The organism is Streptomyces sp. SudanB52_2052, from assembly GCF_964272415.1.
Taxonomy (GTDB): Bacteria; Actinomycetota; Actinomycetes; order Streptomycetales; family Streptomycetaceae; genus Streptomyces; species Streptomyces olindensis.
The window spans coordinates 5,922,931-5,935,945 of the sequence record NZ_OZ186796.1 but is presented as its reverse complement, the minus strand read 5'-3'; the positions used below and the strand labels follow the sequence as shown (position 1 = coordinate 5,935,945).

The window sequence follows — 13,015 nt, the reverse complement described above, 5'->3', positions numbered from 1 at the left end:
GGGTCCTAGGCCTTGAGTCCTATGTCCCCACGTCTGAGAGCATGGAGGGCGTGAAAGAGATTCGGCGCGGCACGCTTCAGGAGCAGACCTTCTACGAGCAGGTCGGCGGGGAGGAGACCTTCCGTCGGCTCGTCCACCGTTTCTACGAGGGAGTCGCCGAGGACCCGCTGCTGCGGCCCATGTATCCCGAGGAGGACCTGGGCCCGGCCGAGGAGCGCCTCACGCTCTTCCTCATCCAGTACTGGGGCGGCCCCACGACGTACAGCGACAACCGCGGCCATCCCCGCCTGCGGATGCGGCACGCGCCCTTCACGGTCGACCGTGCGGCGCACGACGCCTGGCTGAAGCACATGCGGGTCGCCGTCGAGGAACTCGGGCTGTCCGAGGAGCACGAGCACACGCTGTGGAACTACCTGACGTACGCGGCGGCGTCGATGGTGAACACCCCGGGCTGATCACGGGCTCTCAGGCTGATCTGATCCCGGGAGCGCGACGACGATCAGCGGACGCTGACGTCCAGCGCCCCGAGCCCGGCCCGCCGTACGGCTATCGACCCGTACGGCGTGCGCAGCCGCAGCCACGCGCCCGACGAGAACAGCCCCAGGGGTGCCCCCGGCCGCAGGAACCCGAGCGACTGCGCCGCGTGCACGGCCCGCACCGGCAGCCGCGTGTCGCCGACCGTACGGGACCAGATGTCCCGCCCGATCCGGTCCAGCTCGGCGCGGGTGCGCCGTTCGTCGGGCAACTCCTGCGTGCGGGAGCGGAACTCTGCGACCGCGGCGGCCACCAGGGAGCGCAGCGCGTCCGGCGCGGGCAGCCCCGGCTCGGTCCGCCAGCCGCCGCGCGGCGGCAGCACACCGGCCCAGGGCGGCCCGGTCACCGCGCCCGGCACGGCGGCCGTAGCGCCCGCCTCGTCCACCGATTCCAGCAGCTCACCGGCGGACACGGTCACGTCCAGCGTGACGTCGAGCCCGTTCTCGTACGGCTTGGCCAGCCGCACGGCGCGGATCGCCAGCACCTCGAAGGACGGCGGCCGCCCGAAGACGGCGAGCGCGGTGCCGGCGGCCTGGAGTCGCACCGCGGCTCCACGGTCGTAGTGGAGCAGCCGGGAGAGGAAGGCCGCGAGATCCGCCGCCTCCCCCTCGTCGGCGAGGTGGAGCACCGTCATGCGGCGACGGCCTCCCCCTCGTCGTCATCCGTGTACTCCTGGAGGAACTCGCGTTCCTCCGCGGTGATCCGGCGCGGCCGCTGCGCCTCGAAGTCGAACGGCACTATCACCGTCGAGGCGCGGACGTAGACGACGTCGTCGTCCTTCACCTCATAGGTGAGGGTGAAGGACGCCGCCCTTATCTCCGTGACCCACAGCTCGATGTCCACCGGGTGGTGCCGGTGGACGAGCTGCCGCTTGTAGTCGATCTCATGGCGAGCCACCACGGACCCCTGCTTGAAGTCCTTCTCCGGGCGGAACAGGAAGTCGATACGGGCCTCCTCCAGGTAGCGGAGGAACACCACGTTGTTGACGTGGCCGTACGCGTCCATGTCCGCCCAGCGCAGCGGGCAGCGGTAGATGTGCCGCAAGATCAGCCCCGGGTCAGCTTCTTGTAGGTGGCGCGGTGCGGACGGGAGGCGTCCGGGCCGAGCCGCTCGACCTTGTTCTTCTCGTACGACTCGAAGTTGCCCTCGAACCAGAACCACTTGGACTCGCCCTCGTAGGCGAGGATGTGCGTGGCGATGCGGTCCAGGAACCACCGGTCGTGGGAGACGACGACGGCGCAGCCGGGGAACTCCAGCAGCGCGTTCTCCAGGCTGGAGAGGGTCTCGACGTCGAGGTCGTTGGTCGGCTCGTCGAGGAGCAGCAGGTTGCCGCCCTGCTTGAGGGTGAGCGCGAGGTTCAGCCGGTTGCGCTCACCGCCGGAGAGCACGCCGGCCGGCTTCTGCTGGTCCGGCCCCTTGAACCCGAAGGCGGACACGTACGCGCGCGACGGCATCTCGACCTGGCCGACGTTGATGTAGTCCAGCTCGTCGGAGACGACGGCCCACAGCGTCTTCTTCGGGTCGATGTTCTCGCGGCTCTGGTCGACGTAGGAGATCTTGACCGTGTCGCCGACCTTGATCGAACCGGAGTCCGGCTCCTCGATGCCCTGGATCATCTTGAACAGGGTCGTCTTGCCGGCGCCGTTCGGCCCGATGATGCCGACGATGCCGTTGCGCGGCAGCGTGAAGGAGAGGTCGTCGATGAGCAGCTTGTCACCGAAGCCCTTGGTGAGGTTGTTGACCTCGACGACGACGTTGCCCAGACGCGGGCCCGGCGGGATCTGGATCTCCTCGAAGTCCAGCTTCCGCATCTTGTCGGCCTCGGCGGCCATCTCCTCGTAGCGGGCCAGACGCGCCTTGGACTTGGCCTGCCGCCCCTTGGCGTTGGAGCGAACCCATTCGAGCTCCTCCTTCAGCCGCTTCTGCCGCTTGGCGTCCTTCTGCCCCTCGACCTTCAGACGGGCGGCCTTGGTCTCCAGGTACTTGGAGTAGTTGCCCTCGTAGGGGTAGAGGCGACCGCGGTCGACCTCGCAGATCCACTGGGCGACGTTGTCGAGGAAGTACCGGTCGTGGGTGACCGCGACGACGGTGCCCGGGTACTTGGCCAGGTGCTGCTCCAGCCAGTTCACCGACTCGGCGTCGAGGTGGTTGGTGGGCTCGTCGAGCAGCAGCAGGTCGGGCTGCTCCAGCAGCAGCTTGCACAGCGCGACGCGGCGGCGCTCACCACCGGAGAGGTTGGTGACGGCCCAGTCGCCGGGCGGGCAGCCCAGGGCGTCCATGGCCTGCTCCAGCTGGGCGTCGAGGTCCCAGGCGTTGGCGTGGTCGAGCTGCTCCTGGAGCTTGCCCATCTCGTCCATGAGCTCGTCGGAGTAGTCGGTCGCCATCTGCTCGGCGATCTCGTTGAACCGGTCGAGCTTGCCCTTGATCTCGGCGACACCCTCCTGGACGTTCTCCAGGACGGTCTTCTCCTCGTTCAGCGGCGGCTCCTGGAGCAGGATGCCGACCGTGTAACCGGGCGTGAGGAAGGCGTCACCGTTGGACGGCTGCTCGATCCCGGCCATGATCTTCAGGATCGTCGACTTTCCGGCGCCGTTCGGGCCGACGACGCCGATCTTCGCCCCCGGCAGGAAGCTCGTCGTCACGTCGTCGAGGATCACCTTGTCGCCGTGCGCCTTACGCGCCTTGCGCATGGTGTAAATGAACTCAGCCAAGAGAAACCGTCCGGCAGCTTGAATCTGGCAGTGGGCAGATACACCCCATCTTGCCGTACCGCCAGCCCTGGGCGGAAACGCGTATAGCTGCGCGGGCCTGACCTGGGTCTTTGAGATGGACGGCTGAGACTCGCCTGTCACTGTCGGTCGCCGTTGGTCGACCTCGGGCGCCCTCGCACGGCCCAGAGACGGCCCAGGGGTGATCACTCGATGGCAGCGTTGTACGGGGTTGGGCCGCCGTCGCGACGTGAACGGCAGGGCTGACCGCCCTCACTGCGACAGACGTGGACGCACCGAAGCACCGTCGCAGCCCGCGCGCGAAGCCTGTCCCTACCGGTTGATCGGGATCTCGTAGACGATCTCGCAGTGAGCTGCGGGCACGACGATGTCCGCTGTCTCGACGGGGCGCCCGTCGTCGCTGTAATACGTCCGCCGGATGTGCGTGACGAGGGCGGCCTTCTGGATGCCCAGAAGAGAGGCCTCCTCGGCGGTCGCCTGACGCGGCTCCGGCTGCTCCACCGCGTGGCTGACGGTGACACCGATCGCGGCCATGCGGTTCACGACACCGGCCCCGGCGTGCGGGCCTCCCTCGGGGAGAACGACGAGAGTCCCTGCCGTGAGGTCGTACGGCTCCCAGCTCGTCGACAGCTGCACCGGCCTGCCGTCGGCCAGGAACTCGTACGACGTCCTGACGCACAGGTCGCCCTCGGCAATGCCGAGCCGGGCCGCGATGTCGGCCGGGGCCGGCACCTTGGCGTCGGTCCTGCTCTCCCAGTCGCCTTGCTTGCCCAGGGCCTTCATGTCCGCACGGAAGGGCGACTTCTCGGGCTGCTCGCGCGCAGACGACCGGACAACCCGTACCCGTTGCCGGGGTTCGGCGACGTAGGTCCCTGATCCGGCGCGGCCTTCCAGCACGCCATGGGAGATCAGCAGCTCCTGCGCCCGGCGAACCACGTTCTCGCCGACGCCGCACTCCTGGCCGATCTGGGCGCGGGAGGGCAGTCGGTCCCCCGGCTCCCACACGTGCTCCGCGATCCGCCGCCGGAGTTCGTCGGCGATGCGGAGGTAGGGCGGCTGCTCAGGCATATGGAAAATCTAGTCCACTAGCTCAAATCTAGTTAACTAGCTTCACTCAAAGTGATCGCCGGTGACAGAGGCTGCCCTGTGCCCGCTTCGGGAGTTCGCGCGGCAGCCATTGCTGCCCGGCTGTCCGGTCTCGGGCTTCCCGCGCGCGTGGAGGAGCACGACCGGCACACGTCGGTCGAGGCGGAGGTACCTGACTCACTCACCGCCGACTTATGGCGGGAGGTCCTGGAAGCGGTGGCTGAAGCCGATCGATTCGGGCTTCTAGCCACCAGCCTGAACGGCCGCACCCTTTGGGCGGTCGTACGCAAAGCGGTCCCCACGACGGGCGATGTCGGGGGACCGAGCCATCAGCGATAGGAGCTGACCAGCGTGCTCAACCGTATCCGCCGTGCCGCCTTGCTCACCAGAGCGCGGTACTTCCCCAAGGGCAGGCACCGCCGCCCCTTACGGCCGTCCCGGCCGACACCCGCCCCCGCTTCCTCTGCATTCGCTGACGAGCCGACGGCCGTCCTGGGCCAGAACCTCGACAGGGCGAGTTGCTGGCAGCCGCTCAGGGGCGAGGACACCGCACTCGTCCGTCCCTACGTACTGGCGCACGAAGAACGCGCACGACGGCACCCGACGGTCGTCATCGCTCCGCGGATGCCGACCGACGCCTGGACGACACTCCTGGGGGTCCACTGATGCCCTCGCAGCGGCAGACTCTTGGCCCGGACGCCTCGGCCACCTCGTACCGCTCGACCGCTTGCCAGATCGGCACGCACCCCGCCTGCGCGGAGTCGTCTCCGGAATCAGCGCCGGTCGACCTGCCCTTGATCTACGAGGCGTGCGAATGCGTGTGCCACTCGGCACCGGGGCAGTCCGGGCCCGGGAGTAGGGCTGTGAGCGACTCCGCATCCACTGGCACGCCGGCTCCGAACGTCGAGAGCACCGAGAGGCGCACGCAGGGATGACAACACAGGACGAACTCAGACTTCTCCCGTGGGCGGGACCGGACGGCAAACCGTGCTATCTGAGCACCGATGACCAAGGCGGCTACGTGTCCCGCCTGGCGGACCACATCGAGGCCTTCCAACTCGGGATGGCGTCCCAACTGCTGGAGCACTCAAGCCAGGTACTCGACGACGAGACCGAAGACCTAGAGGAGCTCCATCTTCTCGCCGCCAAGTTGACCAGCGCTTTGCGGGACGTGCTGCGAGTAGCGACCAGCCGAGGACGAGGCCCCGTCGCGCGTGCACGCCCCTGAGCGGCACTTAGCTGCTGCACAGCCACAACTGATCATCGGCGGCCGTGACCTGCGGCCGTCTTATCGGTCGACTTCCTGACCTGCTGCCGAGTTGTCGGCACCTGTCGACGTTGGTCACCAGTGAGTGCCCTTCCACGGCCCGAGGACGGCCCGGGAGGGCGCTCGTGCGTGAGCACCGCATTAGGAGTTCGATCAACGGAGCTTCAGGAGCTTCGGGTGCCCGGACGGCATGGCCGTCAGGGGCCGCTCGTAGCTGCTGTTGTCTGCCGTCGTTGATGTCAGATGTGGATGTCAGGTGGGCCGAGGCACGATGTTCACTGCCCGATAGGCGTAGCCGTCCTGCTTGAAGCCGGGGGCTTCCCATTGGAGATTTACACGTTGCCCCGGCGACAGCGCATGAAAGCCCTTCGTCTGGATGTCGGCGTCGTGCCACTCACGGACAGTCGCAGTCACCATGCCGCGACTATACGAGTGTCGGCTGCGCCGACGTACCGGGACCTCAGCGCGGGAAGCTCAGGGCATCAAGGGCTTGAGCAGGTCTTCCCGCCATGCATCTCCCAGCGACTTGGGTCCCCTGCCGTCAAAGGCCCCAAACCGTGATCGGTCCGGGGCCTGGCTGGCTGGTGCCCCCGGCAGGGTTCGAACCTGCGACACCCGCTTTAGGAGTGCCTCAGGATCCCTGCCGAGTTGCGTCGGCCCGTGTCTCGTGGTGCTTTCCGCGCAGGTCAGCGCCACGCGACACGTTGCGTCGTCCACGCTCTGGACGGCCGGTGCCCCACCTTCCGCTCACGCACCGCTCACCCAGACGGCCCTCGTGGAAGGGGAGCGCGCTGTTGTTGGGCCAGCGGCCCGTGACGTCGATCGTCGCGGGCCGCTGCCCCCTGTGAGGCGCCCCTCAGAGCAGGTCGCGCTCCATCATGTCGTCCGCCTCTTCCCAGGTGATGAAAGAGCAGGCTCCGGTGGTCAGGTCGACCGCCACCGGCAGGTTCCCGCCGAGTTGCATGTCCTCACGTCCGTGATCGAGGTATTCGACATGGTCGTAGGGAGCGATGAAGCGTCCCCCGTCCGTGAAGCAGTAATCAGGGATGATCCTCACGTTCGAGGAGGCCCCCCATGTTCGACTTTCTTCCGCAAGGAACTCCGCGGCTTTGCGCTCGGCTTCCTCCGGGGCCAGCATGTCAGTTGGTCCTCATCACGTAGTAGTCGCGGTACTTCTTGTGCGCCGGATTTGCCTTACCCGACTGGAAATCGAGGAAGACCACCTTTCCATCGATGTTGACGACGTTGAAGTAGTGGCCGATACCCTTCCTCGGCCATGCTCCTACGACCGCCCGAGCGCCGGGTCCCCAGCGCAGCATGTCACTCACGATAACGTTCAGGCCACCGACCTTCTGGAACGGAAGGCCCGTCATCGCCGACACTTCTGCACGCGTAAGCGGACGATCTGCACCGGACACCGCGTTCGGGTTCCGGCCGGCCATCAGGTCGTCGCCCGCGGTCGCGCACAGTCCGCAGTTCCTTCTGCCGCCCTCCGGGTTGATGCGGCTCATTGACGACGGAGTCTCCGGCGTGTAGTAGGGCAGTCCGAACCGCGTCGAGCTCGGCTCACCGTAGTACCGTCCCCCACCCGGTTCGACTGCGGCCCTGCGCCACCCCGTCAGACCGCCGACACCGGTGACGGCGAGCTGCTGGGCGAGTTCGTCCGCTGCGTCGGCGTACATGTCGGCCAGGGCGTCGCAGCCCTGCTGTCGCAGCATGTACTCGGCTCGGTAGAGCCGATAGGCGGGACGGACGGGGAGGTACTTGTCGAGGAAGGCTCCGGTTCCGCCGTTCTGTCCGGTGACGGCGTCGTGCGCATCGCCGAGGAACTCGAAGGGCGCCTTCAGGCCCTGCAGGAAGCCGTCGCCGAAGATCTTCAGACCTTCGCCGAGGCTGTCGACCTTCCCGTTGTTGTTGGCGTCGCCCGGCACGGGTGTCAGACCGCTCGGGTCGGTGTACAGCGTGGGTGTGTTGTTGGCGTAGGCGTAGCTCGATACGTAGGGACTGTTGCGGTCGGGAGCAGCCGGGTCGGGGCGGTTGAAGCGGCCGTTGGCGGTGTTGTACTGGCGGGCGTGCAGGTCGAGGTTGCCTGTGGTGGTCTCGTAGCGGGCACCCGTGTAGGACGGAGTGCTGGCGGGAGCGCCGCTGGCGACCGTGTTCAGGGTGCGGGCGCCGTACGGGTCGTAGGCCCAGCGCTGGTGGAGGGTGCCGGTGCTGCCGGTGACGTCGACCGGGGAGCCCTGGGTGTCGTGGTGGTAGTAGAAGAGGGCGCCGGAGCCGGTCTTGGTGGCGGTGGGCTGGCCGAGCGGGTCGTAGCGGTAGGACTGCTTGAGTGCCCAGGCGCTGTCGTACTCGGTGGCGAGGATCGGGAGCGGGCCGTTGGGGTCCCACTGTGTGCGGCTGGTGACCGTGCCGTCCTTGCTGGTGGTGACCTGGTTGCCGCTGGCGTCGTGGTCGTAGGTGTAGCTGCTGCCGGCGACGGTTGCGGCGGATATCTGTCCGGTCAGGTCGTAGGTGTAGGTGTCGGCTCCTGCCTTGGTCTGGTTGCCCTCGCTGTCGTAGTCGTAGGTGGTGGTTGTTGCGCCGGTGGTAGTGGACGTGAGCTGGTCGGCCGCGTCGTAGGTGTAGTTGGTGCTGGTGGTGCCGAGGGTGGAGGTCAGGCGGTTGCCGACCTTGTCGTAGGTGTAGGCCGTGGTGCGGCTGGACGCGCAGCCGGTGACCCAGGGCTGCGGGGCACAGCCGGAGGTGAGGCGGCCTGCGGCGTCGTAGGTGAGGTCCCAGCCTCCGGTGCCGACACTGGCCCGGGTGACGTCGACGTGGGTGGGCAGTCCGGCGGAGGACAGGGCGAGCGCGGTCTTCGTGACGGTGGTCCCGGCCTTGGACGACGTGACCGCGGTGAGCCGGCCCGCGCGGTCGTAGGCGCGGTCCTCGGTCTCGGTGTTGGGCAGCGCGGACCGGGTCAGGCGGCCGGCGGCGTCCCAGGTGTAGTTGGTGGTGACTCCGTCGGCGGTCATGGACGACGTGCGGCCGTCGTTGTCGTAGGAGTAGGTGATGGTGTTGCCGTCGGAGTACTTGCGGGTGAGCATCTGCCCGGCGGCGTCGTAGGTGTAGGCGAAGCCGCGGGTCTTGGTGAGGTTGCCCACCGCGTCGTAGTCAAAGTCCTCGGAGATCTTCGCGTTGGCGCGCGCGGTCATGCGCCCGGCGGCGTTGTAGCCGAAGCTCACGTCCGGCGTCGAGTCCGAGTAGTCGACCTTGGTGAGCAGCCCGCGGGTGTCGAAGACGTAGCTGGTCGAGCCGCGCGGGGTGGTCTTCTTGGTGACGTTGCCCTCGGCGTCGTACGCGTAGGAGGTCACGCGGTCCAGGGGGTCGGTGACCGCCGTCAGGCGACGGGACGCGTCGTAGCCGTAGGCGGTCGCGTGGTTGTTGGCGTCGGTGCGCTTGGTGACATTGCCCGCCGCGTCGTATTCGTAGGCCGTCTTTGCGCCGTCAGGGGCGGTGACTGTGGTGAGCTGGTCGAGCTTGTCGTAACCGTAGGTGGTGGTGCGCTTGTCGGCGTCGGTGCGCTTGGTGACGTTGCCCGCCGCGTCGTACTCGGTTCTGGTCACGCCGCCGAGCGGGTCGGTGACGGTGGTGAGGTTGCCGGCCGCGTCGTAGCTGTTGGTGGTGGTGTACTGGGCCGGGTCGGCTCCGGTTATGTTGCCGCGGGGGTCGACGGTGGTGGCCTGGCGGCCGTCGCCGTCGTAGGTCCAGGTCTCCTTGTAGCCCAGCGGGGAGGTGCGGCTGAGGAGGTTGCCGTCGGCGTCGTATGCGTGGGTGGTGGTCTTGCCCAGCGCGTTGGTGGTGCTGGTCAGCCGGTTGTTCTTGTCGTACACCGAGGAGACGCTCTTGCTGAGGGCGTCGGTGACCTTGGTGACGTTGTCGACCGCGTCGTAGGTGTAGGCGGTCGTTTTGCCCAGCGGGTCGGTGACCTTGACGGGCCGGTTGACGGCGTCGTATTCGGTGCTGACCGTCGCGCCGCTGGGGTCGGTGACCTTGGTGCGGTTTCCTGCGGCGTCGTAGGTGTAGCTGGTGGTGTAGGCGGCCGGATCGGCGCCGGTGACGTTTCCGCGGGCGGAGACTGTGCTCAGCAGTCGGCCGAGCTTGTCGTAGGTGTGGGTCGTCTTGTTGCCCAGCGGGTCGGTCTCGGAGGTGAGGCGGCCGCCGGCGTCGTAGCCACGGGTGACGGACTTGCCCGCCGCGTCGGTGGTCTTGGTCAGGTTCCCGGCGTCGTCGTACTCGTAGCGGGTGGTGTTGCCGGCCGGGTCCTTGGCCGAGGTCAGCTGTTCGGCGCCGTTGTAGCCGTAGCTGGTGGTGCGGCCCAGCGGGTCGGTGGCGGTGCTGAGCAGGCCGCGGCCGTCGTAGGTGTACTTCGTGGTGTAGGCGGTCGGGTCGGCGCCGGAGGTGTTGCCGCGGGGGTCGGTCTTGGAGGTGATGCGGCCAACGTCGTCGTAGGTGAAGGTGGTCTTCTCACCGAGCGGGGTGGTGACAGAGGTGCGGTTGCCCTTCGCGTCGTACCCGTACGTCGTGGTCTTGCCGCGTGGGGTGGTCACGGTCGCCAGGGCCCCGAGTGCGGTGTACGTGTACGTCGTCTTGCCGCCGAGCGGATCGGTACTGGAGGTCAGCTCGTTGGACGCGTTGTAGGTGTACGTCGTCTTGTTGCCGCGGCCGTCCGTGTGGCTGAGGACGTTGCCGGCGCTGTCATAGGTCCAGCTCTCCTTGTAGCCCAAGGACGCGGGCGCGCTGCGGGTGAGCATGCGTCCGGCGCTGTCGTACGTCATCGACGTGGTGTTGCCACGCTGGTCGGTGATCTCGACCGGGCGCAGGTAGCGGTCGTAGGTGTAGGAGACCTTCTTGCCGTACGGGTCGATGCTCTCCATCAGCACGTTGCCGGCATAGATGTCGGTCCACACTCCGCCGTCCGGGGCTGTCATGTGGGACTCTTCGCCGCCGCTGTCCCAGGTGAAGGACGTGGTCTTGCCCTTCTGGTCCGTCTGGGACCTGATCCTGCCGTTGGTCTCGTAGGTGTTGGAGACCTTGCCGCCCGCCGGGTCGGTGAGGGAGGAGAGCCGCTTGTCGGTGCTGTAGCCGTAGGTGGAGACCTTGCCCGCCGGGTCGGTGACGGACGTCAGCAGGCCATCCGTGTAGGCGTAGGAGACCGACGTGGCATCGGGGAGGCTGACCTTGGTGACCTGATCGTCGGCGTTCGTGGTGAAGCCGGTGGTGCGGCCGGCGGCGTCCTTGACGGAGGACAGCTTGCCGGACGTGTACGTCAGCGTCAGGCCTTGGCCGCTACGGTCGACGACCGACGTCAGCTGACCGGTGCTGCTGAAGGTGCGCTTGGTGTGATCAGGGGTGGTGACGCTGTAGGTGCTGCTGCCCTTGACCAGCTTCGCGGCCGAACCCGCCGGCGCGGTGTACGTGCCGTCGCTCTTCTGCGTGAAGACGAACTTCGCCCCGTCGTCGGCCTGGTAAGTGACCTTGCCGGATGCGACCGTCAGTTTCACATCGAAGGGCGTGGCCCAGCCGCGACCCAGCAGACCGATCGCCGTGGAGTCGGAGCGATACGTGCGCTCCAGGGTCACCTGCTCGCCGACACCCACCAGTTGGGCGTCGGTGAGCTGCTCGAAGAACATGCCGGTGGCCGTGTTGACCGGGTCGGCGCGGTGAGCCTGCGCGTAGCAGGAGCAGATACCGGCCTGCGCGCCCGGGATGTCCGGGGTGTAGAACGCATCGATCAGCGGAGAGGTGGTGCCGTTCGGACTGTAAGTACCGTCCGAACCCATGAGGTAGACGTGGGCGTAGTACTTCTTTCCGTCCTCGAGGTGTCCGCCCAGCGCGCTCGAACTCCACCAGAAGCATTCGTCGGCACGGTCCGGGTATGGGTTGGGAGACCACCAGCCGTAGCACCAGGCTCCGTTGTCCAGATGCCCCTTTCCCTCCGGATCGTAGGTGGCCTTGTCGATCTCCTCGGCCTTGACGACCGTCCCCGCCTCGTTCCGGATGAGCAACAACAGCCTCGAATAGGACGACCCGGTACCGGAGGAGAACTTCACGTGCCCGCCGATCGAGAGGGTCCCCGGCCACACCCCGGACGAGCCCGACACCCACGCCGGATCAGCAGTAGCCGCCGCGAAGGGGTGGCGCGTCGGACTCCCTTCGGCGAGGAGGCGGCGCTCGACGGCGCCCTTGGCGGGCCGAGGATGGGGTTTGCCCACCGGCTTCCTGGCGGGTGAGTCCCGGTAGCGGCGCATCGGCGACAGCTCGTCCCGGGACTGCTTCACCTGCTTGCGCCGCTCCGCCAACGTCATGGCCTTGGGCGGCTTCGGCAGGTCCGCCGCCGTCCGAGCCTTGAGCTGTTGAACGGCGGCCAGGGTGGAGGCAGGTTGCTCGGGCAGAGCCCAAGCCGGTACGACGCCAGCAGTGGCCATCAAGGCCAGAACCAGCAGGGCTATGACTGATCTTCGTGATCTCTTCCGCACTGTGCATCCCTTGCGTGACGGCTGTGAACTACGTGCAGGGATGATCCTTGATCAGGAGGCGTGGAAAATAAGTGCGGTTTGCAGCTATGGCTGGATTCGCAGCCCTGGCTCCGACCGCCATGGTGCAGAGTGCCTGGCTGGATCGGTGTCCGGTGCGCGCTCTTCCAAATATGGCTGGACCATGCCAACCAGGTTGCTTTTCGTACGTGAACGTGGAGATGAGCAAGAGTGTCTGCAAGGTGGATGCTGGGGAGGGTCGGACGGTGCGGATTAGTAACCTGGTCGCGAGAGATATCAGAGCCTGGCGACTCATCCGTTCACGCAAATGGTCCCGGGCGAGGAGTCCGAGGTCGAACAGGAGCCCTCCCTGGGGAAGAGGTCGAAGCGGTAAGGCGTTGTGCCCCCGGCAGGATTCGAACCTGCGACACCCGCTTTGGGAGTTGGATCTACGCCCGCCCCTGATGCCATCGTTGGCTGATCCGGCGGCCGTCCAGGATCGCAGCTGTGTGCCGCCGTCCGGGCTCGTTGATGTCAGCGTTGGATGTCAACGGAACAGCTCCGGAACTGGGCAGACCTCCAGCGGTTCGGCCGGCCGGTCCGCCCACTGCCACCAGGTGTGCCGACCAGCACACCGCCACAGAGAGCGGCAGATCCTCCGGCCGTCTTCATCTCGTTTGGACAGCACGAGACCGCCGGACTTCAAGGTCTGGTTGCACTCAGGACAGGCCGGGGCGTCGTCGGTCATGCGGCGCACCCTAACGGAGCGACCTCTTCGTCCCGAACTACTGGCTGAAAGCCCATCGAGGGGCAGTGGGCTGGTCGGAAGGCCGTTGGTGGTCGGCTGAGGTCAGAAAGGTTGCTGTACTTCGCTGCTGTACCGC

Annotated in this window: 10 protein-coding genes; 3 read left to right on the top strand and 7 right to left on the bottom strand. The window is 67.3% G+C overall.

All coding sequences use genetic code 11. From position 1 onward, the window contains the following. Positions 1-41 precede the first annotated feature (41 nt). Positions 42-455, top strand: a complete 414-nt coding sequence (locus ACSUPV_RS26585; protein WP_037765910.1) for a globin — start codon at positions 42-44, stop codon at positions 453-455. 44 nt (positions 456-499) lie between these two features. Here ACSUPV_RS26585 and ACSUPV_RS26580 read toward each other — a convergent pair whose 3' ends face one another. From ACSUPV_RS26580 to ACSUPV_RS26565, 4 genes are all read right to left on the bottom strand, one after another. Beyond that, positions 500-1,168, bottom strand: a complete 669-nt coding sequence (locus ACSUPV_RS26580; RefSeq protein ID WP_037765913.1) for a hypothetical protein — start codon at positions 1,166-1,168, stop codon at positions 500-502. Next, on the bottom strand, positions 1,165-1,578 hold the full coding sequence (locus ACSUPV_RS26575; RefSeq protein WP_031120823.1) for an acyl-CoA thioesterase: 414 nt from the start codon (positions 1,576-1,578) through the stop codon (positions 1,165-1,167). The genes ACSUPV_RS26580 and ACSUPV_RS26575 overlap by 4 nt, the downstream gene beginning before the upstream one ends. Before the next feature lie 2 nt (positions 1,579-1,580). Further along, positions 1,581-3,245 (bottom strand): energy-dependent translational throttle protein EttA, encoded by a 1,665-nt coding sequence (ettA, locus tag ACSUPV_RS26570; protein WP_037765916.1) that lies wholly within the window; start codon positions 3,243-3,245, stop codon positions 1,581-1,583. 330 nt (positions 3,246-3,575) lie between these two features. Next, positions 3,576-4,331: a GntR family transcriptional regulator gene (locus tag ACSUPV_RS26565; protein ID WP_382617406.1), complete on the bottom strand. Its 756-nt coding sequence runs from the start codon at positions 4,329-4,331 to the stop codon at positions 3,576-3,578. A gap of 78 nt (positions 4,332-4,409) precedes the next feature. Between ACSUPV_RS26565 and ACSUPV_RS26560 the strand changes: the two genes are divergently transcribed. Together ACSUPV_RS26560 and ACSUPV_RS26555 are read left to right on the top strand one after the other, a co-directional pair. Further along, positions 4,410-4,688, top strand: coding sequence for a hypothetical protein (locus ACSUPV_RS26560; protein ID WP_382617416.1), 279 nt, complete (start codon positions 4,410-4,412; stop codon positions 4,686-4,688). 592 nt (positions 4,689-5,280) lie between these two features. Further along, positions 5,281-5,577: a hypothetical protein gene (locus ACSUPV_RS26555; RefSeq protein ID WP_333933375.1), complete on the top strand. Its 297-nt coding sequence runs from the start codon at positions 5,281-5,283 to the stop codon at positions 5,575-5,577. A gap of 291 nt (positions 5,578-5,868) precedes the next feature. Here the strand turns inward: ACSUPV_RS26555 and ACSUPV_RS26550 are convergent, their stop codons facing one another. The 3 genes from ACSUPV_RS26550 to ACSUPV_RS26540 all read right to left on the bottom strand — a co-directional run bounded on the left by ACSUPV_RS26550 (position 5,869) and on the right by ACSUPV_RS26540 (position 11,963). Further along, entirely contained in the window at positions 5,869-6,033 is a 165-nt protein-coding gene (locus tag ACSUPV_RS26550; RefSeq protein WP_382609314.1) for a cold shock domain-containing protein, read from the bottom strand. A 439-nt stretch (positions 6,034-6,472) separates the two neighbouring features. Then, positions 6,473-6,754: a hypothetical protein gene (locus ACSUPV_RS26545; RefSeq protein WP_359762158.1), complete on the bottom strand. Its 282-nt coding sequence runs from the start codon at positions 6,752-6,754 to the stop codon at positions 6,473-6,475. Position 6,755: 1 nt separating this feature from the next. Continuing rightward, positions 6,756-11,963 (bottom strand): DUF6531 domain-containing protein, encoded by a 5,208-nt coding sequence (locus tag ACSUPV_RS26540; RefSeq protein WP_436949946.1) that lies wholly within the window; start codon positions 11,961-11,963, stop codon positions 6,756-6,758. Positions 11,964-13,015 lie beyond the last annotated feature (1,052 nt).